23 protein-coding genes are annotated in these 25912 nt (G+C 38.1%); all 23 read right to left on the reverse strand.

What is annotated here, in order from left to right; all coding sequences use genetic code 11:
* Positions 1-51: 51 nt before the first annotated feature.
* The 23 genes from AAAT26_RS03080 to AAAT26_RS03190 all read right to left on the reverse strand — a co-directional run bounded on the left by AAAT26_RS03080 (position 52) and on the right by AAAT26_RS03190 (position 25906).
* Positions 52-1224 (reverse strand): phosphopentomutase, encoded by a 1173-nt coding sequence (locus AAAT26_RS03080; RefSeq protein ID WP_278469399.1) that lies wholly within the window; start codon positions 1222-1224, stop codon positions 52-54.
* A gap of 130 nt (positions 1225-1354) precedes the next feature.
* On the reverse strand, positions 1355-1888 hold the full coding sequence (locus tag AAAT26_RS03085; protein WP_349208830.1) for an NUDIX hydrolase: 534 nt from the start codon (positions 1886-1888) through the stop codon (positions 1355-1357).
* A gap of 8 nt (positions 1889-1896) precedes the next feature.
* Positions 1897-3522, reverse strand: a complete 1626-nt coding sequence (locus AAAT26_RS03090; RefSeq protein WP_004692994.1) for a class I SAM-dependent methyltransferase — start codon at positions 3520-3522, stop codon at positions 1897-1899.
* A 146-nt stretch (positions 3523-3668) separates the two neighbouring features.
* Positions 3669-4118 (reverse strand): dUTP diphosphatase, encoded by a 450-nt coding sequence (dut, locus tag AAAT26_RS03095; protein ID WP_012864244.1) that lies wholly within the window; start codon positions 4116-4118, stop codon positions 3669-3671.
* A 10-nt stretch (positions 4119-4128) separates the two neighbouring features.
* Positions 4129-6198, reverse strand: coding sequence for a polyribonucleotide nucleotidyltransferase (locus AAAT26_RS03100; protein WP_349208831.1), 2070 nt, complete (start codon positions 6196-6198; stop codon positions 4129-4131).
* Positions 6199-6309: 111 nt separating this feature from the next.
* Complete coding sequence (rpsO, locus tag AAAT26_RS03105) at positions 6310-6576, reverse strand: 30S ribosomal protein S15 (protein WP_004692991.1); 267 nt, start codon at positions 6574-6576, stop codon at positions 6310-6312.
* Positions 6577-6747: 171 nt separating this feature from the next.
* Positions 6748-7545: an ABC transporter ATP-binding protein gene (locus AAAT26_RS03110; protein WP_004697427.1), complete on the reverse strand. Its 798-nt coding sequence runs from the start codon at positions 7543-7545 to the stop codon at positions 6748-6750.
* 10 nt (positions 7546-7555) lie between these two features.
* Positions 7556-8428 carry an ABC transporter permease gene (locus AAAT26_RS03115; RefSeq protein ID WP_004697183.1) on the reverse strand — a complete coding sequence of 291 codons (873 nt, stop codon included), beginning with the start codon at positions 8426-8428 and terminating at the stop codon, positions 7556-7558.
* Between the two features lie 11 nt (positions 8429-8439).
* Complete coding sequence (locus AAAT26_RS03120; RefSeq protein ID WP_227065349.1) at positions 8440-9420, reverse strand: ABC transporter substrate-binding protein; 981 nt, start codon at positions 9418-9420, stop codon at positions 8440-8442.
* A 24-nt stretch (positions 9421-9444) separates the two neighbouring features.
* Positions 9445-10422 (reverse strand): ABC transporter substrate-binding protein, encoded by a 978-nt coding sequence (locus tag AAAT26_RS03125; protein WP_349208832.1) that lies wholly within the window; start codon positions 10420-10422, stop codon positions 9445-9447.
* A 131-nt stretch (positions 10423-10553) separates the two neighbouring features.
* Positions 10554-10931 carry a hypothetical protein gene (locus AAAT26_RS03130; protein ID WP_024061486.1) on the reverse strand — a complete coding sequence of 126 codons (378 nt, stop codon included), beginning with the start codon at positions 10929-10931 and terminating at the stop codon, positions 10554-10556.
* A gap of 50 nt (positions 10932-10981) precedes the next feature.
* Positions 10982-12373 carry an aminopeptidase gene (locus AAAT26_RS03135; RefSeq protein WP_227065350.1) on the reverse strand — a complete coding sequence of 464 codons (1392 nt, stop codon included), beginning with the start codon at positions 12371-12373 and terminating at the stop codon, positions 10982-10984.
* Positions 12374-12444: 71 nt separating this feature from the next.
* On the reverse strand, positions 12445-13428 hold the full coding sequence (locus AAAT26_RS03140; protein WP_156697499.1) for a 3'-5' exonuclease: 984 nt from the start codon (positions 13426-13428) through the stop codon (positions 12445-12447).
* Positions 13429-13432: 4 nt separating this feature from the next.
* Positions 13433-14473 carry a glycosyltransferase family 9 protein gene (locus AAAT26_RS03145; protein WP_349208833.1) on the reverse strand — a complete coding sequence of 347 codons (1041 nt, stop codon included), beginning with the start codon at positions 14471-14473 and terminating at the stop codon, positions 13433-13435.
* Positions 14473-15492: a glycosyltransferase family 9 protein gene (locus tag AAAT26_RS03150; protein WP_105086546.1), complete on the reverse strand. Its 1020-nt coding sequence runs from the start codon at positions 15490-15492 to the stop codon at positions 14473-14475. Before AAAT26_RS03150 ends, AAAT26_RS03145 begins: the two co-directional genes overlap by 1 nt.
* 70 nt (positions 15493-15562) lie before the next feature.
* Complete coding sequence (locus tag AAAT26_RS03155) at positions 15563-16057, reverse strand: D-glycero-alpha-D-manno-heptose-1,7-bisphosphate 7-phosphatase (protein WP_105086547.1); 495 nt, start codon at positions 16055-16057, stop codon at positions 15563-15565.
* A complete protein-coding gene (gene rfaD, locus AAAT26_RS03160; RefSeq protein WP_004692980.1) occupies positions 16057-17022 on the reverse strand; it encodes an ADP-glyceromanno-heptose 6-epimerase in 966 nt (321 codons plus the stop codon). Before rfaD ends, AAAT26_RS03155 begins: the two co-directional genes overlap by 1 nt.
* Positions 17019-18497, reverse strand: coding sequence for a D-glycero-beta-D-manno-heptose-7-phosphate kinase (gene rfaE1, locus AAAT26_RS03165; RefSeq protein WP_349208834.1), 1479 nt, complete (start codon positions 18495-18497; stop codon positions 17019-17021). The genes rfaD and rfaE1 overlap by 4 nt, the downstream gene beginning before the upstream one ends.
* Positions 18498-18590: 93 nt before the next feature.
* Positions 18591-19160: a D-sedoheptulose 7-phosphate isomerase gene (gmhA, locus tag AAAT26_RS03170; protein ID WP_008600733.1), complete on the reverse strand. Its 570-nt coding sequence runs from the start codon at positions 19158-19160 to the stop codon at positions 18591-18593.
* The gene (locus AAAT26_RS03175; RefSeq protein WP_349208835.1) at positions 19160-20086 is read right to left on the reverse strand and encodes a dipeptidase; all 927 of its coding nucleotides are present in this window, start codon (positions 20084-20086) and stop codon (positions 19160-19162) included. Before AAAT26_RS03175 ends, gmhA begins: the two co-directional genes overlap by 1 nt.
* Positions 20087-20146: 60 nt before the next feature.
* Positions 20147-20638, reverse strand: a complete 492-nt coding sequence (gene nrdR, locus AAAT26_RS03180; protein WP_349208836.1) for a transcriptional regulator NrdR — start codon at positions 20636-20638, stop codon at positions 20147-20149.
* Between the two features lie 189 nt (positions 20639-20827).
* On the reverse strand, positions 20828-24274 hold the full coding sequence (locus AAAT26_RS03185) for a pyruvate carboxylase (protein WP_349208837.1): 3447 nt from the start codon (positions 24272-24274) through the stop codon (positions 20828-20830).
* A gap of 282 nt (positions 24275-24556) precedes the next feature.
* Positions 24557-25906: a M18 family aminopeptidase gene (locus AAAT26_RS03190; protein ID WP_349208838.1), complete on the reverse strand. Its 1350-nt coding sequence runs from the start codon at positions 25904-25906 to the stop codon at positions 24557-24559.
* Between the last annotated feature and the right edge of the window lie 6 nt (positions 25907-25912).

Below are 25912 nucleotides of genomic sequence, written 5' to 3' on the forward strand. Positions count from 1 at the left end.
AAAATCAATAATGTAAATCTATTCAACTCTAAATAAATATAAATTCTAGATTTATCCCTTCAGGGAATCTAAAAATGAAGAGCCAATCCCCCATTGTTTCAATCCAAAGTTTTGTAATACTGTTTCACCTATGTCCGCAAAACTATGTCTATCACCCAAAGCTACTGAATGACTCATACTTGGACTATAAGCTAGCAAAGGCACCATTTCTCTCGTATGGTCTGTACCTTTCCAAGTCGGATCATTCCCATGATCTGCGGTGATAAGAAGTAAATCGTCATCTTTAAGCAAGTCCAACAAACCACCTAATTGGTAATCAAAGTCTTCAATAGCACGCTTATACCCTTCTACATTACGCCGATGACCGTACAGACTATCAAATTCAACAAGGTTGACCATCATGAACCCCCGTGCAAAGCTTTGGCCCAATAGATAAGGAACTACGTTCATACCATGCGCGTTAGACTTTGTCGGATATGATGCATCCCAGCCAACATGAGCATAAATATCGCCGATTTTGCCAACTGCCACTGTCGGAATGTTTGCGTCTTGTAACTCTTGTTGCACCATTTTCTTTTCAGGCATGCGACTATAGTCATGACGATTTGAAGTACGTACAAAATGCCCTGGTGTACCAACAAAAGGTCGAGCTATGATACGCCCCACATAATAATCACCGACACATACCTTATCACGTGTAATTTGACACATGCGATACAACTCTTCTAAAGGAATGATATCCTCATGAGCAGCGATTTGAAAAACAGAATCCGCCGATGTATAAACGATTGGCTTACCTGTTCTTATATGTTCTTCTCCGAGGCGTTCAATAATTTCTGTACCAGATGCTACCTCATTACCAAGAAAGCCATAACCCGTTTCCTTCGTGAAAGTATCCATCAATTCCTTAGGAAATCCTTCATAAAATGTCGGAAATGGTACCGTTACAGGATGCCCCATCATCTCCCAATGTCCGCTTGTCGTATCTTTACCGGTACTCATTTCCGCCATACGACCATAAGCACCAATAACAGGCTCATCAAACGCTGAAATATCGGCAATATTAGCTAAACCTATGGATTTTAAATTTGGGCAGCGAATAGGTCCTGCTACAGCTTCGATATGTCCCAATGTATTCGAACCTTCATCGCCAAATTTAATCGCATCAGCTGCATATCCTACGCCGACACTGTCCATTACTAGTAGAATAATTCGATTATACATATGTACTCCTAAATCTATATGAGATTAGTTACTCATATAATGTAAAAATACTTTGTAACATATTACAGTTAAAATCATCAATATGAATTAATAAAATACATAATATATTGAGAGATAAAATTTCTAAAACTTACTTAAGATATGGCATAGCAAGCATAAGGGCCGCCAAAGATTTGCTATCCTTAATAGTCTCATTCTTGATAGCCTCCAATAGTTCTGTCAATGTGTAGTATTCTAGCTCCACATATTCATCAGGATCCCAATTGGTTTCCCCCATGGTAAGGTCCTTCGCAAGATATAAATGTAATACTTCATTGCAGAAACCAGGACTCGTAGCAATTGTACCTAACGAAATCCATTGAGCTGCACGATAGCCGGTTTCCTCAGCAAGCTCCCGTTTAGCACAAACAATCGGTTCTTCATTTGGATCTAATTTTCCTGCTGGTACCTCCAGTAGCGTCTGTTGCAAAGCATATCTAAATTGACGTTCCATAACAATCTTATTATCCTCTGTTACTGCCACAATCGCTGTAGCACCCGGATGATGCACAACCTCACGCCATGCATCCTTTCCGTTCACATCGGCTATATCATAGGTAACTTGAATCAACTTACCGTTAAATTTCATTTCACTGGATTTCTGAATTTCCTTACTAATTGCCATATATACCTCTAATCTTTTATTTTATGTAAAAACCCGAGCATCCTTATACGTTGTAAAATTTCCTCTAAGTACACTTTATTAGGAACAATAAAATCAATATTATCCCGCGTATGACGCTGAACTGTAATATTGTCATCCATAATAGCAAGAATCTTTTCTTTTGTTGTAGGCTCCACCATTTGCTTTATTACAAAGAGAAATCCATTATCTATATCTTGTTGTACTTTATTGTACATGTCGCCTATACCAATATAGGAGCTGCCTTCTTTTTCTACTATAGTAGAAATAAAATCTATAAAACGTTGAGGTATATACACCTTATTATCTTCGAAAGCAACTCTTTCATATGGTTCGGCATACATATCGAGATTATCTACAATAATCAAATATAGTAAACGAGAATAAACTCTGTCCATTTCGATAGTATAACCAGGCAACTTTCTATGTATATGATCAACTATATCCTGAACAGTAAATATATCCCCTCGATCCATAACCTCTTTAATAGCAATATGGATACTATCCGTCATATTAGAAGGAATACCAGTATTGACAACGCTGCAATAATATAATTTTGATAATACATCTATACTAACTCGTTCATTACGAACAATCTTTTTACTATGTTTATTTTTCGTTAACAGGGACATTCTAAACTGCGTATCATAAATGTAATCATAATATTGCTCTTTTGCAATATAATCATCATTTGCCAATTGAGCTATATTATCGTGAATATCCTCCGGTAACCAACTTATGAAAGATCGTGAAAGAAATACATCCCCTATATAGGCACAACCTTGGTCATTGGCACGTTTTATAAATTCATGTACATATACAGGATCATTAAAAGGCTCTAAATATTCATGAGCCACATAATAATCGTTAGAGCTCAACACATTTTGGATGTTATCAATTTTATAACTCGCTTTTTGACTTATCCGATTATCTAATCCCATTGTATCCGCTACGAGCTTCAATATATTCTTCGTATATAAAGTCCGCTCCATCAACGGTAGCTCTAACTCTTTTTGCTCTGCATATTGCATGATTTCTCGATACTGCTCTAATCGTTTCCATCCAGGATAGGTATTATACGATACATAAGCTACACCATTGTCGGATAAATTCTTATTACAGATAGATAGAATTTTATCTTTTACCACATCCGGAACCCAGGACCAAATACCATGTACAATAATATAGTCAAAGGTACCGAATGAATCATCAATATCTAGAATATCCTTCTCAAGCAAATGTATATTAGATAGTCCCATCGACGCAATCAGTTCATTTCCCATCTTAATCTGGGAAGACGATAAATCAATACCCGTAAAAGACGCTTCAGGATAGTATAAAGCTTGAGAAATAATGTTCCCGCCAAAAGAACATCCAAGCTCAAGGACACGCGCCTTTTTTAAAGATACAGGATTTAGTCCAAATAACAAAGCTCGCGCTGCTAATGTATTTAACGAGGTCGCCCCAAAAGGTTGAGAAATATATACTACATCTTCATAACTTTTTTTAAGAACCTTATTCTCATCCAAAACGTGCATGGTATTTTGTGTAGTCTCAATGTCATTCCCCATAACTGATGTACCTACATTCTTTTTTTGTTTTGACTCCTGTTTCATAAAGCCTCCCGAATTGTTCTACTAACTATAATAAATATTATATAGTATTATTGATAATAATTACAGCTGAAGAGAGAAATAAACACACAAAAACCGCCCAACAAAGTTGAGCGGTTTTTACTAGTTTATACAAAACCATATATTATTTACATAGTCCCGGTGCTTCCAATGCCACCAGTTCTTACACCTGTAGCATCATCATCGTTTGTAATAAGGTATTTAGAGAATATACCTTGAGCAACGCGTTCCCCTTTATCAAGGGTAACTATTTCTTTGCCAAAGTTTAGAAGGGCAATCATAATATGACCTTCATTGTCCTCATTATTGTAGTAATCACTATCGATAATACCTGTGCTATTCACAAGTGCTAGATGGCGTTTAATAGCCATACTAGAACGAATATGAATGGCAAGGTATTCATCGTATGCCATGAAAGCTTTAATACCTGTCGGAACGAGCACTACTTGGCCTGGTTCTAATGTAACAGCTTCAGCGCATTCAATATCATAGCCTGCGCTTTCAGTTGTTTTACGTGTTGGTAAGTTGATATCTTGTTCTTCAAAAGCAGAAACTACTTCAAAGCCACGAATATCCATGTAACACCTCTTATTTTAAACAATCTTTACGGGACAAGTTTACACGGCCCTGTTTATCAATTTCGATAACTTTTACCATGATTTCATCCCCTACACTTACTACATCTTCTACATTTTCAACGCGTTCTTTCGCAAGTTTAGAAATATGTACAAGACCTTCTTTACCTGGTAATACTTCTACGAATGCGCCAAAAGCCATTAGACGAGTTACTTTACCAAGATATACTTCCCCTACTTCAACCTCTTTAGTAAGGTTTGTGATAATTTCTTGAGCTTTTGCAGCCCCTTCTTGTTCTACAGAAGCGATAAATACTGTACCATCATCTTCGATGTCAATTTTAGCGCCTGTTTCTTCGATAATACTGCGAATTACTTTACCGCCAGAACCGATTACGTCACGAATCTTATCGGGATCAATTTTCATTGTAATAATACGTGGAGCGTATTGGGACATTTGTTGACGTGGTTCAGCAATTGTATCAAGCATGATGCCCATGATAAGCATGCGGCCTTTATGAGCTTGTTCTAATGCTTCTTGAAGGATTTCACGGGATAATCCGGAAATCTTGATATCCATTTGAATTGCTGTTACGCCTTTAGCTGTACCAGCAACTTTAAAGTCCATGTCTCCAAGAGCATCTTCCATACCTTGAATATCAGTTAAAATTGTATAGTGTTCCCCTTGAGTTACAAGACCCATAGCGATACCTGCTACAGGCGCTTTAATAGGTACACCAGCATCCATCAAAGATAATGTAGAACCACATACGGAAGCCATGGAGCTAGAACCATTAGATTCCAATACTTCAGATACTAAACGCAAAGCATATGGGAAATCCTCTTCACTCGGAATCACAGGTACCAATGCGCGTTCGGCCAACGCACCATGACCAATTTCACGACGCCCAGGTCCACGGGAAGAACGAGTTTCCCCTACAGAGAAGGATGGGAAATTATAATGATGGATATAACGTTTTTCAGTTTCAACACCAAGACCATCGATAGTTTGTTTTTCAGATAAAGGTGCTACTGTTGTGACATTTAATACTTGAGTTTGTCCACGTGTAAACAAGCCAGAGCCATGTGTACGAGGTAATACGCCTGTACGGCAAGAGATTGGACGAACTTCATCAAGTTGACGACCATCTGGACGGATTTTTTCAACAGTAATCATATGACGCACAATTTCTTTTGTCATTGCATCAAATGCTTTATTTACATCAGCCAAGTTATCTGGGTAGATTTCTTCAAAGTGAGCTAATACATCTGCACGTACTTCACTTTCTTGTGCATCACGTTGTTGTTTATCTGCACAACGAACTGCAGCATCAAGTTTATCATGACCATAGGCACGAACTGCATCACTAATTTCAGCAGGAACATCTTTACATTCAAATACGCGTTTTTCCTTACCTACTTTTGCAGTCATATCTTCTTGGAATGCTACGATTTTTTTGATTTCTTCGTGAGCTGCCATGATAACTTCAAGAATGATATCTTCCGGTACTTCTTCAGCGCCACCTTCAACCATGAGGATAGCATCTTTAGTACCAGCTACAACGATATTAAGATCTGTTTCTTCTAATTGTGATTTCGTTGGATTTACAACAAATTCACCATTGATACGTCCCATACGAACGCCTGCAATAGGGCCATTCCAAGGAACATCAGAAATAGACAATGCCGCAGAAGCGCCAATCATACCACAAATGGCTGGATCACAATCTTGGTCCACAGACATAACTGTTGCTACTACGTGTACTTCGTTACGTACACCTTTATTAAATAATGGACGAATAGGACGGTCAATCAAACGGCTATTCAAGATTGCAGACTCAGGTGGACGCGCTTCACGTTTAATGAACCCCCCTGGTAAACGACCAACAGCATACATTTTTTCTTCATAGTCTACTGTAAGTGGGAAGAAGTCAATATCCTTCGCCTCTTTAGAGCCTGTAGCAGTAACGAGTACACGAGTATCGCCATAACCAACCATTACGGCACCGCCAGCTTGTTTTGCAAGTTCCCCAGTCTCAATCGTAAGAGTACGACCAGCTAGGTCCATTTGGAATTGTTCCATTCCTATTCCTCCTAAAAATCTTCTTATATGTATACCTTCTAATTATATATCAATTAAAGCTAAATAGCCAATTCAAAATAAAAAAGCCGTCCTTTAGGACGGCTAATTTTATTATTTACGAAGACCAAGGCGTTCGATAAGAGAACGATAACGTTCGATATCTTTACGACGAAGGTAGTCAAGCATGTTACGGCGTTGACCAACCAATTTCAACAAACCACGACGGGAATGATGGTCTTTTTTGTGCTCTTTCAAGTGCTCAGTTAAGTATTGAATGCGACTTGTTAAAATCGCAACTTGTACTTCTGGAGAACCAGTGTCACCTTCATGAGTAGCGTATTCTTTAATTACTGCTAATTTAGCTTCTGTAGTTAACATTAATGTTACCTCCTAAAAAATTATAATCCCGATAAGCTTAAGTAACCGTTGGAGAATCGAATACTTCGCTTACGATATGTCTTACGACCTAATTTAGTATACAGTATCTGCCCTATCTTGTAAAGCAAAAATACAGTAATTGAACAAAAGATAGATTAGAACTTTCTTCTATTATTTAGCACCTAGCACCATGCGGTCGCTCAGTGCATTTTCACCAGCTACCTCGAACTTTTGAAGTAAGTCCGCAACAGTTAATTGTTTCTTTTCTTCCCCTTTTACATCATAGATGATTCGACCAGCGTCCATCATGATGAGGCGATTACCAAATCGCAATGCATCACGCATATTATGGGTAATCATAAGAGTTGTTAGATTATGTTCTGCAACGAGTTTATCTGTTAGTTGCAATACATTTTCTGCAGTTTTAGGGTCAAGTGCCGCCGTATGCTCATCCAACAATAAGAGTTCTGGACGAAGCATGGTAGCCATTAACAATGTAATAGATTGACGTTGACCACCAGATAGTAGGCCCATGCGAGCAGATAAACGATCTTCAAGGCCTAAGCCTAATAATGCAAGACGTTCCTTGAAAAATGCTTGTTCACTATCTTTGAAAGCCCATTTAAGACCTAAGCTTTTACCACGGCGCATAGCAAGAATCAAGTTTTCCTCAATTTGCATATTACCAGCAGTACCAACCATAGGGTCTTGGAATACACGACCAATGTATTTAGCACGTTTGTATTCTGGCATTTTTGTCACATCAATCTCATTAATTGTAATGGATCCTTCATCTACTGGAAATACACCAGCAATGGAGTTTAACAAAGTACTTTTACCAGCACCATTACCACCAATGACAGTACAAAAATCCCCCTCTTCTAGACGAAGATTAATGCCTTGTAATGCAGTCTTTTCATTAATTGTGCCCTTAAAGAAGGTTTTTACCATATTTTTTACTTCTAACATAGTGTCCTCCTTAACGAGCCAACCATTTTGCTTTCAATGTAGGTAAGGAAAGCGCGATGGCAACAAGAATTGCAGTAAATAATTTCAAATCGTTTGGTGGCATACCCATGTAGAGAACTGCAGCAATAACGATACGATATACAATAGAACCAAGTACTACGGCGATGAGACTACGTACAAAGGATTTCGTACCAAACACTACTTCACCGATGATTACAGAAGCCAAACCAATAACGATGGTACCAATCCCCATGCCTACATCAGCAAAGCCTTGGAATTGACCAATGAGAGCCCCAGACATACCAACAAAACCATTGGAAATCAAAAGACCAAGAACGATCATATTATCAGTATTTACGCCTTGAGCGCGAATCATTTGAGGGTTAACACCTGTAGCACGTAAGGCTGTACCAATTTCGGTACCGAAGAACCAAAATAAGAGCAAACATACAACTACAGCTACTATAATACCTACGATGGCTGCAGACCACATATTCGGCGTATGGAAAAATCCACCAAGAATCGTATAAATTGTATCCATACGAAGCAAAGATACATTAGCTTTGCCCATGATGTGAAGGTTTACAGAGTACAATGCAATCATTGTCAAAATACCAGCCAATAATGCAGGAATTTTTAATTTTGTATGAATCCAACCTGTTACAGCACCGGCTATCATACCACCCACACCGGCAAGTAAAATGGAAAGGATTGGATTCATACCACTTGTAATTAAAATAGCAGAAATGGCTGCCCCCATTGGGAACGTACCTTCCACGGTTAAGTCAGCCACATCTAATACGCGGAAGGTTATGAATACACCGACCGCTAACAAAGACCATAAAAGGCCTGTGGTTATGGTGCCTACCACTAAATCTAACATCAAATTCTCCTCTATTGTTTCATATCTTTACGAAGAACTTCAGGAATCGTAATACCTAATTTTTTAGCACGTTCTTCGTTAACAGTTAACTTAATCTCTTTTTGTGTCTCAATAGCTAAGTCTGCAATTTTTGCTTCTCCTGCAAGAACTTTAGCAGCCATTAAACCTGTTTGATAACCCAATTGATAGTAATCAACAGAATAAGTTGCTACACCACCAGTCATTGTCATACCTTCATCGGCAGCAAATACTGGAATTTTAGCAGCATCTGTAATTTGTGCTAAGTTAGCCATAGCAGATGCCAATACATTATCTGTTGGCGTATAGATAGCTTGTACATCTTGGTTCACAAGATTGGTAGCGGCTTGTTGGATATCATTTACATTGGAAACAGTTGCCTCTACAACAGTAATACCTTTTGTAGCAGCATACGCTTTCATTTTTTCAACTTGCAATTGGGAGTTGATTTCAGAGGATGTATAAATGGCACCAATACGCTTTACATTCGGTACTAATGCTATGATAAGATCAACCTCTTTTTCAACAGGTGTCATATCAGATGTACCAGATACATTACCACCAGGGTGTTCGTTAGATTGAACGAGTTTAGCTGTCACGTAATCTGTAATAGCTGTACCCATGATTGGCATGTCATGAGAAGCATTTGCCATCGTCTGAGCCGCAGGCGTTGCAATAGCTAATACTATATCTTTTTTATCAGACACGAAACGTTGTGCAATACTATTTAGATTAGATTGATCGGCCTGTGCATTTTGTTGGTCAATTTTAATGTTTTGACCATCCTTATATCCTTTAGCTGCTAAACCATCTACGAAACCTTTATTAGCAGCATCAAGAGATGGATGTTCTACTAATTGAATAACACCAATTTTCTTTTGGTCATTAGTTGCGGTATTGGAACCACAACCTGCTACCATTGCCATAACAGCGATGGCACTAAGTGCCACTGCAATACTTTTTTTCCAGTTCATGTATAACTCCTTACCAGATATGTATTAAATCATAGTCGCCTTGTTCATCAAATCCTCTGGTAAGGTGATGCCCAATTTTTCTAATTTATCTTTTCCCACAACTAATTTAAATTCTTTCTGCATTTCGATAGGCATATCTTCAACTTTAGCTTCACCAGTTAGAATTTTAGCTGCCATCAAACCAGTCTGGTAACCAAGTTTGTAGTAATCTACAGACAAGGACATAACTGCCCCACCTTTTACGTGGTTATCTTCACCGCCAAACACAGGAATTTTTGCTGGATCGGTAATAGCTACAAGATTGCTCATCGCAGAAGCTACCACATTATCTGTTGGCACATAAACTGCATCCACACGTTGAGATACTAGGTTTTGTGCCGCTTGTTGAATATCGTTTATATTGGAAACTGTAACTTCTTCAACTTTAATACCCTTTGTAGCTGCATAAGCTTTCATCTTCTCCACTTGAATTTGAGAGTTTACTTCGCTAGAGCTATAGATGGTACCAATTGTTTTCGCATTTGGCATTACTCGTAAAATTAGATCTACTTGTTGCTCTACTGGGTTCATGTCAGACGTACCAGATACATTACCACCAGGTTTTTGATTGGATTTAACAAGTTTAGCTGCCTCGTAATCAGTAATTGCTGTACCTAAGATTGGAATATCATGGGTTGCATTTGCCATGGATTGAGCCGCTGGCGTAGCTATTGCTAAAATCAAGTTTTTCCGATCGGATACGAAACGCTGCGCAATACTATTCAAATTAGATTGATCTGCTTGCGCATTTTGTTGATCAAAAGTAATCTTTTCTGCCAAACCTTTTTCTTTTAGCGCATCAACAAAGCCCTTATTTGCCGCATCTAGTGCAGGATGTTCTACCAGCTGTACAACACCAACTTTGTATTCACCATTCGATGTAGTTCCATTTGAGCCACAGCCTGTAAACGCCAACAATGCTGCCGCCGTGAGCGCTAGGGCAATACCTTTTTTCAAGTTCATGGGGATTTCCTTCCTATCTGCAATGATTATAATACATCTATTATAAACAAATTTCTTTACTACATCAATGTAGCAGGTTAAAGTATTTTACATTTGTCCATTTATAGAACACATTAAGATACGAAATCCTTTTACTTTTCAAGAGACGCTAACATGTCTTCTGTTAAATCATTAGCTGCTAAAATATAGTCCTTAAGAGTCCCTTTGTCGAGAGCTACCTTCATAACAGGCACTTCAAATGGATCCAAGATGACGCACATTAGAATTTCACCCGTTATATAGTAACCAACCACTGCTTCCCCTTCTTCGGGATCTAAGGTTTCACGTTTTACGGTAACACAGTATGATTTCATAACCTGCGCTGCTGCTTCTGCTACCTCTTCACGATTAGCAATATATTCTTCAACCTTCGTTTCAGGGATGTCAAAAATATCTACCTTTACAGTCTTGACCTCTGTAGCCTCTCCTTTCGCAGACTCTATAGCTGCTCCTAATTCTGTTTGCTTCATATACACCTCACATAGAATGGACTTTTACCATTGGTGAAAGCCCCATTATCTTAGATTGATTCATCAGCTGCATTTAAGAACGCCACATAGCATTGTTTAGCCTCGTAAATATCAGCCTTAGATGTAACCTCCCAAGGAGCATGCATGCTAAGAACGGCTACACCACAGTCGATGACATTCATACCATAAAGAGCCATGATGTACGCAATGGTGCCACCACCACCTAAATCAACCTTACCAAGCTCTGCTGTTTGGTATGTTACATTGTTAGATTCCATGACACGACGGATAAAGCCCATGTACTCAGCATTCGCATCATTAGAACCAGCTTTACCACGAGAGCCAGTAAATTTATTAAATACTACACCCATACCAAGGTAAGAAGCATTTTTCTTTTCATACGCCGATGCATAAAGCGGATCATAGCCTGCACTTACATCGGAGGACAACATACGAGATTTCTCCAATGTACGGCGTACGCTTACAGAGTTAGGTTTACCCATAAGTGTTAAAATTTCAGCTACTGCATTTTCAAAGAAGCGTGATTGCATGCCTGTAGCACCTACAGAACCAATTTCCTCTTTATCTACAAGTAAACAACAAGTAGTACGCTTTACATTATCCACTTCAAGCATTGCTACCAAGGATGTGTAAGCGCACACACGGTCATCTTGGCCATACGCCATTACCATAGAACGATCAAAACCCATATCACGTGCTTTACCAGCTGGTACAATTTCTAATTCTGCAGACAATAAGTCACGTTCAATAAATCCATACTCTTTTTCAAGAAGGCTATTAATAAATTTAGTAACCCCTTCTTTTTCTTCGTCTTTAACTGGACGGCTACCGATGAGTAAATCAAGAGCTTCCCCTTCAATTACTTTAGCTGCATTCTTTTGCATTTGTTCTTGTCCCAAATGAGGTAACAAGTCAGTTATGCAAAACACAGGATCTGTTTCTTTATCACCAATGTTGATATTAATGCGAGTGCCATCTGTTTTTACCACAACACCATGAATAGCAAGAGGCATAGCTACCCAATGATATTTTTTAATACCTCCATAGTAATGAGTATCCCAAAATACTAAATTACTATCCTCATATTGTGGATTTTGCTTTACATCGATGCGTGGAGAATCAATATGAGCACCTAAAATATTCATACCCAATTCAATATCATCAGTACCAATATTAAATAAAGCAATAGATTTATCCATATGTGTGTAATAAATCTTATCACCAGCTTTAATTGACGTATTGCTTTTAATAATGTCATTTAGATTTACATAGCCCTTTGCTTCTGCAAATTCTACAGCTTGCACAACGCATTCACGTTCTGTTTTACCATTATCTAAAAATTGACGATAGGTATCACTTAAAGCATATACCTTTTCCATAGTGGCATCATCATAATTATGCCATGCATATTTACGTTCCATAATCTATCCTTTCTAAAAGTTCATATCCTAATATATAGTACAATTCAGAAAATGAATTTGAATTTACATAACTATTTTTGGCGGACTTTTTCTTGTTCCGCCTTACGATACTCTAAATATTTTCGCTCTTTTTCGCGATTGATTTCAGACTTCTGAGTATATAGAGAACGAATTTCATCCGTACAATGGGTCAGTACCTTAGTAACATAGAATTTACTACTGCCAGACTTAATCGTATACTTTCCAACTTTAAGTTGCACCGCAAAATCGCCATGTTTAGGACATACTCCAATGGCTAGGTGCTTATCCCCTTGTAATCGTTCAGGTCTTGTCATTTCTAAACGTGTTTGACAGTACGGACAGAAGGACATACGTACTCTTCTATCATGAACAATACGTTTTTTCTCAGAAAAATTTTCATACATAAAAAATGTAAGAATAGGAGGATATAGGAAAGGATTACTACTTTCCTTGCGAATTAGATCATAATGCAAAATTCCTTGTGCGATATCTAAAGACTGACAAATGTGAGCTGTAAAGACTGCATCATGCAAGGCATTATGAGCAGATAGATGCTCCGTTGATATATTAAGATCCTCCATAGCATGTGCCACAGAGTACTGCTGATTTGTTCCATAGCGTTGATAAGAATAAATCATTTGCGCATCTACCCATTGATCATAAGATAATGCTTTCATCTTATGAAGCATAAGATTTTCGCGTAGGATAAGAATATCGTCTGATCCCCAAGAAAGCAGCATATATTCATCACCACACCATTTTTGAAAGTACTGCATAGCCGTCTTGAATGGCACACCATGATTGAGCTCATGGGTGCTTATCCCTGTCAACTCACGCACATGTTTATGCATCCGTGGCAGATATTGAGGTTTGATGAACATCGTAAAATGATCTATAATGTCCATCTTTTCATTCAGTTTTACCGCTCCGATTTGAATGATTTCCCCTGTCAACGGCATTTTTGTGCGCTTCATAAAGCTAATATCATTGCTATAGGGTTGATTCCATTCTAAATCAAATACAATATAGTTCATATGTTTATTTCGATTCTAAAAGCAATGTTTCCGCTGCTTTAATAACCTGTTCTTCAGAAATTACAGATAATCCTTTATAATTTCCTTCTTTAATAATTTTCTTCATGCTTTTACCAATCTCATAAGAATCCATCGTTTCTAAAACGACAGCATGAGCTTGATAAGGTCCATAAAAGAATGGATTTGATGGACCATACAGTGCCACAATTGGCACACCTTGACTAATTCCTACATGCATTGGTCCAGAGTCATTAGTAATTAATAGATTACAACGGCTCATAGCCGCTGCCAAAGGGCCTAACTGGAATTTTCCGGTAGCCACAATAGGCTTTGTTTCCATTTGTTCTACTACGGGATACACCATTTCAAGATCCATAGGTCCGCCAAAGAAAACCGTCTTATAACCTAAACGACCAAAGTAATCTGCTACATGAGCAAATCGTTCAGCTGGCCAACGTTTCTCAGGAACGGCGCTACCGATATTAAAACCAATGAGTATATCAGTATCAGTTAATCCATGACCAGAATAAAACTCTTGAGCCTGACGGCGCCATTCTTCACAGGTTTCAATATGTAAACCAGAGTTAGAAGTATCTGTTACACCTAATTGCTCTAGTACATTAATGTACATATCCGCAGCATGACGAGTTTTACGATCTAAGCGCGTATACTTTGTCATGAATGGTCTAAAGAGGAAATGACTCATACCAGTTGTAATAGGTGCATGAATCTTCCAGGCTAAATATGAAGTACGCTCATTAGGATGTAAATTAATGACAATGTCAGGTTTTCCCTTAGCATTGATTTCACGAGCCACTTCATTGAGACCTGAGATGCTATTATGGCGCCCTTTTTTATCTACAACAATAAGTTCATCAATATTTGGATTATATTCCATTACTTGTTGTAATTTTTCATCTATTACATACGTAATATGACTATGAGGAGCCGCTTTGCGAAGCACTTCTAAAAACGGAGTCGTTAATATAACATCGCCTAAATGCATTAAAAAGGTTACCACAATGCGCTTATAATCTAGTTCCATTATAGTTCCTTTCCAAGTACTTGTTCATACACTGACCATACCGCGTCTACAGGAATTTGTGCCATACAGTCTGGATCATCTACTAGTGGTTGCTCAGGTGTAGCCTTAGAAGTAGGTGAAATAATGAGATGTACATGACTACCACCATAAGGACCTGTACGCTTAGGTGATGTTGTACCAAACATGGCAATCAAAGGACGCTTCAAAGCATTTGCAATATGCAATGGTCCCGTATCGGCACTAATAAAAATCTGACAATGACGAATCAACTCAATGAGTTCAGGCATGGTTGTAGATCCAACTAAATTGATGAGATTATCATTCTTTACGTAGTTCTCAATAAAAATACCCTTCTCTGCGTCATCAGGGGCACCGGCAATAACAACCTTCTTACCAGATTCACATAAACGAATACATAATTCTCCAAAATTAAGAAGTGGCCACTCCTTAACAATCCATCGTGCCCCTGGTACAACTACAATATATTCATCATCTACACCATGGCGTTTCAACTTTTGTTTTATGGATTTCTCAGCCTCAACGTAGGCTGGCATAGGAAATTCAATCTCCTCCACCTCGCCACCAAGTGCACGTACAGTATCAAGATACCGTTCGATAACATGGTCGTATTTATGCTCACCTACTAAGGCTTTATTAACTAGATTACTTCCTTCGCGAAGCTCCCAGTAGCCATACTTTTCAGGTGAACCAGATAATAAAGATACAATGGCGCTTTTAGCAATACATTGAAGGTCCAGGGTCATATCAAAATGACGACTATGCAAATCTTTACGCAATTGATATAAATAAGCAGGCTTTTTGAGTCGTTTTTTATCGATAATAATCACGTCATCGACCCAAGGTGTACCAGGTAAGAGGCTAGCGAATTGCTCATGAATAGCCCATGTAATACGCGCATTAGGCCAATTCTTGCGCATAGCGTACAAGGTAGGCAATGCGTGAATTACATCACCTAAGGAACTCATCTTGATGATGAGTATATTCTTGTAATCTTTCATAAAGCCTCCCCAAATACAACACAACAAACCCAAATATATTCTTCCGAAATAAACTAAATGGAATAAATGATTAAATTATTGTTTTAATGAAATCCAATAGATTAGAGCCTTTAAATAGGTACCCCTTAATGCCAGCGGCCTCAGCAGCATCAACATCACGCTGACTGTCGCCTATAAGGAAACTCTCTGCAGGATTTACATTATAATCCTTAATGGCTTGATTAATCATGCCAGGTTTAGGTTTTCTACATTCACATTCTACTGCATAGAGAGGAACAATACCTTCTTTATGGTGTGGACAGTAATAGAAATGTAAAATCGGTGCTCCACTGCGATCTAGTTCATGAGCCATATAGTCATGTAAAATCTGAACATCAGACTCTTTATAATAACCACGAGCTACACCACTCTGATTTGTCACTACAATGAGATCATAGCCCTTACTATGAGCATAAGCAAGGGCCTCTTTTGCACCATCTACCCACTCTAAATCGCTGATTTTATATAGATAACTAACATCCTTGTTAATAACACCATCGCGATCTAAAAATAATACCTTGCGCATTAACGTAAATACCCTTCGTTATTATCTAATAGTTCACAATATTCTTTAACGGCATCTTCCATTTTATAAAACCCTTTATCATAGCCAGCTGCTAACAATTTAGTAGTATCAGCCTCTGTAAAGCTTTGGTATTTGCCTTTTAACACCTCTGGGAATGGCACATATTCAATTTTGCCTTGACCATTGTAGTCGATTACAGCTTGCATGAATTGGTTAAAGCTATGAGCATTACCTGTACCACAGTTGAAAGTACCAGAGATTTCAGGATGCTCCCAAAAATAGAAGTTTACATTGACTACATCTTTTACATAAATAAAATCACGTGTTTGACCGCCATCTTCGTAGCCATCTGTACCTTCAAAGAGGTTAATGATACCTGTTTCTTTATTTTTGTAGAACATTTGACGTACTAAAGAAGCCATTTTATCTTTATGAGCTTCGTTAGGACCGTATACGTTAAAGTAACGTAAGCCTACAACTTGAGCTGTATATTCACCTTCATATTTACGTACATAACGGTCGAATAACAATTTAGAATACGCATATGGGTTAAGTGCTTCTTCAGCTTCGGGCTTTTCTACGAAACCATTTGTACCATTACCATATGTGGATGCAGAGGATGCATAGATGAATGGAATACGGCGGTCTTGGCAATAATGGAATAGATTTTTAGAACCTTCATAGTTGTTCTTCATCATATATTTGCCATTATATTCCATCGTATCTGCACAAGCGCCTTCGTGGAATACAACTTCAATCGGGCCTACATCAAATGTACCATCAGCAATAGCACAATCAAAATCATCACAATCGATGTAATCTAGAAATTCTAAATTTTGAATATTGCGAATCTTACGACCATCTGTAAGATCATCAACGATGAGAATATCTGTACGACCACGATCATTCAGTGCTTTCACAATATTACTGCCAATAAAACCAGCACCACCTGTTACGATAATCATAATTTGCCCTCCTTAGCCATAGTGGCTATTTTCCCTACAATATCTGATGTAGAGTAACCTTCTTTAAACGAAAGAACCTCTACATTGTCAACGGACTCCCGTCCGATAATATCTTCTATTTTGTAATCTCCACCCTTAACAAGAGTATTGGGACGTAAGTACGCTAGTAATTCAGCCGGCGTATTTTCTTCAAATAACACAACCCCATCGATGCATCGCAGCGCACTCAACAAGGCCGCTCTATCCTCTTCACTTACGATGGGCCGTGTTTTCCCTTTTAAGCGTTGAACAGATGAATCAGAGTTTAATCCAATGATTAAATGATCCCCCAGTTGTGCAGCCTCTTGTAAATACGTGATATGTCCACGATGAAGAATGTCAAAACAACCATTTGTGAACACTACTGTCTCACCTTTGCTTTGCCATTGTGAAACGAGTTCTTTCATTTCTTCCTTTGTATATAATGGTTTAGATTGAATACTATGTTTATAGGAATGCCATAAGTCTAATAGCTCGGAACGATGTATTGGATACGTACCAACCTTAGATACTACGATACCCGCTGCACCATTGGCAATATGCAAAGCTAAACGCATCGATAAACCACTTGCAAGACAGGTCATCATCATGGATACAACGGTATCTCCTGCACCACTCACATCGAATACCTCTTGTTGAGTAGCAGGATTATGCCATGTACGACCATCCTTTGCAATAACCGTAATCCCTTTTGCAGATCGCGTAGCTACAATATAATCTAAATCTACAGTAGCGAGTACAGACTTAGCAGCCTCTACGATAGTAGCATCATCATTTTCTAGTTTACGGCCTACACATTCACCGAGTTCTTTCACATTCGGTGTAATACATGTAGCACCATTATATTTAGACCAGTCTGCACCCTTAGGATCTACGATAGTTTGCACACCATATTTCTTAGCCAAACTAAAGATTGTCTTCAACAAGGTAGGTGTACAAACGCCTTTACCATAGTCGGATACAACAATACCATCGATACCAACTTTACATAGATTTTCGAGCCAACTAGATAGCTGTTTCTCTTCTTGGTACGTTAGATCTGTAATCGTTTCAAAATCAAGACGCATCATCTGTTGACGATCACCTAAGATGCGCATCTTAGTAATAGTAGAGCGGTCATCACTAGTTATTAAACCAGTCGTATCGATTTTATCAGTATCAAGTAAATTTTTTAATAAATGGCCATGGTCGTCATTACCTGCTAGTGCACCAAGATATACTTTACAGTCTAAATTAGACAGATTAGATGCAACATTACCAGCTCCACCAAGGACCTCTTTCATCTTGGACACGCGGTTTACAGGAACCGGTGCTTCTGGAGAAATACGACTTACATCACCAAAAACATAACGGTCTACCATTACATCGCCTACAACGGCAATCTTCAAGTTTGGCAGTTGCTTTGTTAAAAACTGACTAATGGTAGTATTTATCATAATCCACCTATTCCTTATCAAAATTACATATGTTCCTAATTTAAATAAATTTTTAATTGAAACAATGTGTATCTATGAGTAAAAACCTATCGGTTAATAATCTTCTTCAATAATTTCGCACATAATGTGGCCAGCTAAGATATGCATTTCTTGAATGCGTGCTGTCACATTACTAGGAATAGCCAGCGTAATATCACATAGTTCGGCCAATTTGCCACCGCCTTCCCCAGTGAAAGCAATGGTATGCATACCGATAGAACGGGCCATTTCTGCAGCTTTTACAACATTCTTGGAGTTACCAGATGTAGAAATACCGATGAGAACATCACCTGTACGGCCTAAGCCCTCTACTTGACGTGCAAAAACAGATTCAAAATCATAGTCATTCGCAATAGCTGTTAATGCAGATGTATCAGTAGTTAATGCAATGCCTGCAAGAGAGCGCCGTTCCTTTTTAAAGCGACAAATCAATTCAGCTGCTAAATGTTGAGAGTCCGCCGCAGAGCCACCATTACCACAGAACAAAATTTTATTACCATTTTCTAAAGCCGCTTTACAGCGATATCCGATTTCTTGAATGGTATCCATATGTTCCATCGTTTTACCAAACACTTCAAGATGCTCTGTAAAACGATCAGCAATGATTGGATTTAAATCAGTCATTATAAAATCTCCTTTAATAGTCTATCTGCATTTTTCCAGAATAACTTTTCACATTGTTCCACAGATAAACCTGCCTCTTTAAAAGCATCATAAAGACGACTCATTTGAGACATATCTGCAATCTCTGTGTCGGGTGGAATCCCATCGAAATCAGTTCCTAATGCCACTACATCTTCACCGCCCTTGTCGATGAGATATAGACCATGTTTAACAATATCTTCAATGCGACTAATTAGCGATGTGCCGAGAAAATTCTGTGCAAAATTAAGTCCTATAATACCTCCCTTATTAGCGATAAGTCTAATAAGATTATCCGGCAAATTTCGCGTATGAGACCGTAATTCCCGTGCATTTGAATGAGATGCTATAAAAGGAACATCTAAAATATCTCCTAATTGCTCTGTACCAGCGTCATTGAGATGTGAACAGTCAACGATTATCCCTAAATCTTGCATAGCCTCAACAAATTCAACACCTTTAGATGTTAATTTTTTATGTTGCTCACCACAATGTGGCTCGCCAAGTCCATTTGGATAGTTCCATGTTAGCGTTATAAGTCTGACTCCATCTTGGTAAGCTTGTTTAAGTTTATTTAAATCGCCACCTAGTACGCCACCTTCCTCAATAGACATGATTGCCCCAATCTTACCAGACTTGTATACAGACTCTACATCTTGATAAGAGAGCACATGTTGTATGTGCTCTCCATAGTGATGAATTTGTGATACACACAAATTACGCATCTCTTCATAGCGACCATAAGGGTCATTCGTCTCATCCATATTAATAAAGAGCGCAAAGTCTTGTATCTTGCTATGAGCCTTTTGTAATTTTTCTATATCTATTTTCCAAGTATTACGATATAAATCACCACTATCAGGATGATCTAGCAGTTGCATCATCGTATCGCAATGTAAATCTATCATAAAGCCTCACACATCGCTAATTTCAAAACTATGTATAACCAATCAGTAATGCAAAATCAATTATTCTTCTACGACAGGTTTGCGTTTCGGCTTTTTAGCGTCTAACTTCTTCAGAGCCTTTAACTCATCCATAAAGCTATCAATATTATCAAACTTACGATATACACTGGCAAAACGAACATATGCAACTTGATCTATGTCTTTAAGTTGTTGTAACACGAGCTCACCAATGCGATCAGTTGTAACCTCTTGGTTAATTTCATTTCGAATGTCACGCTCTACATCATTAACTACTTGCTCCATCACGGACATAGGAACTGTACGTTTATCACATGAGCGCAATAACCCATTCAGTAGTTTACCGCGGTCAAATAATTCACGTCGTCCATTTTTCTTCAATACCATAAGTGGTACTTCTTCTATAATTTCATAGGTAGTAAAGCGACGGCCACAATTGATACATTCACGGCGACGGCGAATACTATTACCTTCATCAGTCGTTCTAGAGTCTGTTACCTTCGTGTCTGTGTGTTGGCAATAAGGACATCTCATCTGTTACTACTCCTTTTCTACTAATCATTCTAAAATAACGCATAATACGCCCATTTTCTCTATATTATATAGTACCATGAAACCCTTGAAAATACAAAGAATCCCTAGGATTTCCTAGGGATTCTTCCATTATTCTTCAATTTTTCATTTTATGAAATATTTGAGAAATAATATTAAATGATTGTTAGCTTATCGTTTCAAAGCATCTTCAATGCGAAGCAAGCAGTCACCAGATTCGATACGGCTACCTTCACGTACAAGGATTTCTTCTACGATACCATCGATAGGAGCTGTAATTGTTGTTTCCATTTTCATCGCTTCTGTAACGATCAATGGTTCACCTTTAGTTACAGATTGACCATTCTTAATGAGGATCTTAACAACGGAACCAGACAATGTAGCACCAATTTCACCAGGGTTAGATTCATCCGCTTTGCGACGAACAACACCAGTTGTCTTAGCATGTTTATCATGAACCTTAATGCTACGAGGTTGACCATTAAACTCAAACAATACGATGCGATTACCATCTTCATCAGGTTCAGAGAAACCATTCATCTTGATAATCAGTGTTTTACCTTTTTCAATGGTTACTTGAATTTCTTCGCCCCGTTTCATACCGAAGAAGAATGTTGGAGTATCTAATACAGATACATCGCCAAAGTCTTTTACAAATTTATTGTAATCTTGGTAAACCTTAGGATACAAACAATATGCACTAATATCTTCATCAGTTGTTTGGGCTCCCATTTCGCTTAATTCATGACGAATATGTTCAAAATCTGTTGGAGGTAATACTGCACCAGGACGAACTGTGATTGGGCGAGCACCTTTCAAGATGATTTTTTGTAATTTTTCAGGGAAGCCTTGATATGGAGTACCAAGACGTCCTTCAAAGAATTCAACTACGGATTGAGGGAAATCCAATACATCGCCTTTTTCGTAGATATCTTTTTCAGTTAAGTTGTTTTGTACCATGTACAATGTCATATCCCCTACCACTTTAGAGGATGGTGTAACTTTAATGATATCACCAAACATCATGTTTACTTGGTGGTACATTTTCTTGATATCTGTCCAACGATCACCAAGCCCTACCATTTTAGCTTGTTGTTGCAAGTTAGAGTATTGTCCACCTGGCATTTCATGTTGATATACTTCAGTATTAGGATATGCTTCTGCTTTATCTACACCTTTGTAATATGGTCTGATACTACCAAAATAATGAGACATTTCTTCCATGTAGTCGATGTTCATTTCTGGTTGACGTTCATGACCAGACAATGCATAGTACATGGAATTCATGCTAGGTTGAGAAGTACCATTAGCAAATGCGGAGTATGCTAAGTCGATTACGTCAACACCAGCATCTACAGCGCGGCCATATGTATAAATAGCGTTACCAGAGCCTTCATGAGTATGCAAGTGAATTGGCACAGAGACAGCATCTTTCAAGGCAGATACCAAGTTATAAGAAGCTTGTGGTTTTAAAAGGCCGGCCATATCTTTAATGGCAATAATATTGGCACCAGCTTTTTCAAGCTCTTTTGCCATATTTACATAATAGTCCAAGTTGTATTTTGTACGAGCACCATCAAGGATATCGCCAGTGTAGCACAATGCAACTTCAGCTATTTTATTTTGTGCACGCACTTCATCGATAGCAACATGCATATTATCAAGGCTATTCAAGCTATCAAATACGCGGAATACATCAATACCATTAGCAGCAGCCCGTTGAATGAATTGACGAACTACGTTGTCTGGATACGATGTGTAACCTACAGCATTAGCACCGCGAAGAAGCATTTGAAGCAATGTATTCGGTACTTCACGACGGAACATACGCAAACGTTCCCACGGATCTTCATGTAGGAATCGATATGATACGTCAAAAGTAGCACCACCCCAACATTCTAAAGAGAATAAGTTAGGTACACCTTTTGCAGCATGACCAGCTACGCGAGCCATATCAATTGTACGAAGACGTGTAGCAAACAAAGATTGGTGAGCATCACGCCATGTGGTATCAGTAAAGAATACTTGTTTTTGTTCAGATAACCATTTACTGAATTTATCTGGTCCAAGTTCATCAAATTTTTGTTTTGTACCAGATGCTGGACTTATATCCAAAGTAGATGGCATTTGAATCGGTTCAAAGTCAGGAACCTCTTGAGCCCCTGCACCAGAATAGCCATTAATTGTAACATCAGCAATGTAACGTAACAATTTGGTACCACGGTCACGATCTGGTTTCAATTCGAATAATTCAGGATGTTCTTCAATGAAGTTTACATTGTAAGAACCACTTTGGAATTCAGGATGTTCCAATACATTAATCAAGAAGTGAATATTTGTTTTTACACCACGAATACGGAACTCTTTTAAGCAACGAAGCATTTTACGAATAGTTTCTTCGTTATTAGGACCAAATGCGGTCGCTTTCACAAGCAAAGAGTCATAGTAAGGTGTTACAACAGCACCAGTAAATGCATTACCGGAGTCAAGACGGATACCAAAACCACCGGAGCTACGGTATGCCAAGATTTTACCGGTATCAGGCATGAAGTTATTTTTAGGATCTTCTGTGGTTATACGACATTGGATGGCAGTACCTTTACAAGGGACTTTATCTTGTTCAGGAATACCTATTTCAGGACTATGTAAGCTAAAGCCTTCAGCGATTCTAATTTGAGCATGAACAATATCAATATCTGTAATCATTTCTGTTACAGTATGCTCTACTTGAATACGTGGATTAACTTCAATGAAGTAGAAGCTACCGTCAGCAGTTACCAAAAATTCTACAGTACCTGCATTCACATAGCCAACATTTTTCATTATTTTAACGGCAGCATCACATACAGCTTTACGAGTTTCTAAGGACAACGCAAAAGCTGGCGCCATTTCAACTACTTTTTGGTGACGACGTTGAACAGAGCAATCACGTTCATGCAAATGAACTACATTGCCATGTTCATCACCTAAGATTTGAACTTCAATATGTTTAGGCTCTACAATAAGTTTTTCTACATATACATCATCATCACCAAACGCAGCTTTTGCTTCAGACTTAGCACGATCATATGCATCTCTAAGGTCTTCTTTATGATGAACTTCACGCATACCACGACCGCCGCCGCCATTAACAGCTTTGATCATCAATGGAAACCCATGTGTATCAGCAAATTCTTCTAGTTGAGCATAATCTTTTAAAGCCCCATCAGAACCTGGAATCATTGGAATTTTTGCTAATTTAGCTTGCTCACGAGCATTTACTTTATCACCAAACATATTCAAATGCTTGATTTTAGGCCCGATAAAGATAATACCTTCTTCTTCACAACGACGAGCAAAGCCTTCATTTTCAGATAAGAAACCATAACCTGGATGGATAGCATCGATGTCATGTTCTTTTGCAATACGGATAATATCTTCAATATCAAGATATGCGTCAACTGGTTTTTTACCGTCCCCTACGAGATAGGCTTCATCGGCTTGGTTACGGTGCAAGGATAATGTATCCTCTTTAGAGTAAATGGCTACAGTTTTAATCCCCATTTCATTACATGCACGGAACACGCGGATCGCAATTTCTCCACGGTTGGCAACCAATACGGATTTAATTTTTCTCATGTATTGCCTCCTACTAGCTTCCACAAATGTGAACTATCAGCTTTCATTTTTATTAATATATGAATATTTCCTATACTTATAGATAAATTAATATTACGGAAGACCTCATCAAAATTTATGATGAGTTTTTATATTCATAATAATATATACTTATTATACAATATTTTCATTATATTTAAAGGATTATACCAATTATGAAAGTATAAAATATATTTTTTACTGTTCATTACAAAAAATCATATATCTTTCAATAATACACATCGAATAAATTCTATTTTTATATTATTTACCACCTAAAAAGTGATTCATTAATCGATTTAATTGCTCTTGATCAGCTGCCCCCATCAGTTCTCTAGCTGAATGCATTGCTAAAAGAGGCAAGCCTACATCAATAGTACGCATTGGTAACATAGCTGATGAAATTGAACCTACAGTAGATCCACCTGGAATATCCGAACGATTTACATAAATCTGATACTGTGCATCCGCTTCTTCACAAAGGCCTTTAACGATAGCAATGGCCTTAGCATCTCCGGCGTAAGATTGGCTACATGCAATCTTGAGGGATAACCCTTTATTAAGTACAGGAATATTCGTAATATCATTTTTCTCTGGATAGTTTGGATGTAATCCGTGAGCTACATCGGAGGAAATCATAAAACCTTTAGAAATAAAACTGTCCATCTCTTGATTAGAATATCCTAATGCGTCATACACGCGTTTAATGAGATTTGGTAATATCATACCCGCCCCACCTTGTTTTGTACGACTGCCCACCTCTTCGTTATCAAAGAGTATAGCACAACGAACACCATTGACATTCGTTTTTCGAGCTTGAATAATACCAGATAATACACCAAAGCAAGATGTTAAATTATCTAAACGAGGTGAGCTAATAAAATCACATTCCGTACCGAGTACACAGCCTTGTTCCGTAGGATATAACGTCATTTCATAAGATAATATTTCGGAAGGATCGCAATCTACTTCATCAGCTAAAAACTTTGTCCACTCATCGTATTGAGTATCTGATTCTGGCAATAAACTTGGATTATTTCTATTATTTAAAAGTTTTGTAGGATTATCTTCATTATTACGTTCCATCATCAATATAGGAAGCATTTCTTTTTGACGATTTAGTTTAACCCCATCATTAACAGAACGATTCATATGAATGGCTAGATTTGGAACAATTGCGATAGGCCGTTTTGTATCGACTAGAACAGAATCTACGTCAAAGGCATTTTTCCCTTTTAACACAACCGTACCTGCTGCACCTAATGGACGATCAAGCCATGTATTTTCTATAAGACCGCCATACATTTCTACATTTAACTTTGTGTATCCTTTCACAGAGGTTATAGGGTTTGGTTTAACACGAATAGCAGGAAAATCTGTATGAGCCGACGCAATACGTAATGTATGTTCTGGTTTCTTTCCTATATGAAATGCAAATAAGGTGGTGCCGAACACGTTAACTACATAAGAACCAGAGTCTAACTGCCACTCATCTTCTAAACTGAGCTCTGTAAATCCTAAGTCCAAAAGCATTTGTAAACTCGTATCTACTGTGTGATACGGAGATGTACAAGCGCCAATATACTTTAATAATTGTTCATTATCAAACTTCATAGGTCC

Origin of the sequence: Veillonella parvula (assembly GCF_040094895.1) — a bacterium.
Classification (GTDB): domain Bacteria; phylum Bacillota; class Negativicutes; order Veillonellales; family Veillonellaceae; genus Veillonella; species Veillonella parvula_L.

Excerpts from the sequence above, each read along its gene's own strand:
- nrdR (WP_349208836.1), bottom strand. The coding sequence starts at position 20,638 with ATGAGATGTCCTTATTGCCAACACACAGACACGAAGGTAACAGACTCT.
- AAAT26_RS03135 (WP_227065350.1), bottom strand. The coding sequence starts at position 12,373 with ATGGAACGTAAATATGCATGGCATAATTATGATGATGCCACTATGGAA.
- AAAT26_RS03190 (WP_349208838.1), bottom strand. The coding sequence starts at position 25,906 with ATGAAGTTTGATAATGAACAATTATTAAAGTATATTGGCGCTTGTACA.
- AAAT26_RS03090 (WP_004692994.1), bottom strand. The coding sequence starts at position 3,522 with ATGAAACAGGAGTCAAAACAAAAAAAGAATGTAGGTACATCAGTTATG.
- AAAT26_RS03100 (WP_349208831.1), bottom strand. The coding sequence starts at position 6,198 with ATGGAACAATTCCAAATGGACCTAGCTGGTCGTACTCTTACGATTGAG.
- AAAT26_RS03155 (WP_105086547.1), bottom strand. The coding sequence starts at position 16,057 with ATGCGCAAGGTATTATTTTTAGATCGCGATGGTGTTATTAACAAGGAT.
- gmhA (WP_008600733.1), bottom strand. The coding sequence starts at position 19,160 with ATGACTGATTTAAATCCAATCATTGCTGATCGTTTTACAGAGCATCTT.
- AAAT26_RS03150 (WP_105086546.1), bottom strand. The coding sequence starts at position 15,492 with ATGAAAGATTACAAGAATATACTCATCATCAAGATGAGTTCCTTAGGT.
- rpsO (WP_004692991.1), bottom strand. The coding sequence starts at position 6,576 with ATGTTAACTACAGAAGCTAAATTAGCAGTAATTAAAGAATACGCTACT.
- AAAT26_RS03115 (WP_004697183.1), bottom strand. The coding sequence starts at position 8,428 with ATGTTAGATTTAGTGGTAGGCACCATAACCACAGGCCTTTTATGGTCT.
- AAAT26_RS03125 (WP_349208832.1), bottom strand. The coding sequence starts at position 10,422 with ATGAACTTGAAAAAAGGTATTGCCCTAGCGCTCACGGCGGCAGCATTG.
- AAAT26_RS03130 (WP_024061486.1), bottom strand. The coding sequence starts at position 10,931 with ATGAAGCAAACAGAATTAGGAGCAGCTATAGAGTCTGCGAAAGGAGAG.
- AAAT26_RS03145 (WP_349208833.1), bottom strand. The coding sequence starts at position 14,473 with ATGGAACTAGATTATAAGCGCATTGTGGTAACCTTTTTAATGCATTTA.
- AAAT26_RS03140 (WP_156697499.1), bottom strand. The coding sequence starts at position 13,428 with ATGAACTATATTGTATTTGATTTAGAATGGAATCAACCCTATAGCAAT.
- dut (WP_012864244.1), bottom strand. The coding sequence starts at position 4,118 with ATGGATATTCGTGGCTTTGAAGTAGTTTCTGCTTTTGAAGAACAAGAT.
- AAAT26_RS03175 (WP_349208835.1), bottom strand. The coding sequence starts at position 20,086 with ATGATAGATTTACATTGCGATACGATGATGCAACTGCTAGATCATCCT.
- AAAT26_RS03185 (WP_349208837.1), bottom strand. The coding sequence starts at position 24,274 with ATGAGAAAAATTAAATCCGTATTGGTTGCCAACCGTGGAGAAATTGCG.
- rfaE1 (WP_349208834.1), bottom strand. The coding sequence starts at position 18,497 with ATGATAAATACTACCATTAGTCAGTTTTTAACAAAGCAACTGCCAAAC.
- rfaD (WP_004692980.1), bottom strand. The coding sequence starts at position 17,022 with ATGATTATCGTAACAGGTGGTGCTGGTTTTATTGGCAGTAATATTGTG.
- AAAT26_RS03085 (WP_349208830.1), bottom strand. The coding sequence starts at position 1,888 with ATGGCAATTAGTAAGGAAATTCAGAAATCCAGTGAAATGAAATTTAAC.
- AAAT26_RS03120 (WP_227065349.1), bottom strand. The coding sequence starts at position 9,420 with ATGAACTGGAAAAAAAGTATTGCAGTGGCACTTAGTGCCATCGCTGTT.
- AAAT26_RS03110 (WP_004697427.1), bottom strand. The coding sequence starts at position 7,545 with ATGTTAGAAGTAAAAAATATGGTAAAAACCTTCTTTAAGGGCACAATT.
- AAAT26_RS03080 (WP_278469399.1), bottom strand. The coding sequence starts at position 1,224 with ATGTATAATCGAATTATTCTACTAGTAATGGACAGTGTCGGCGTAGGA.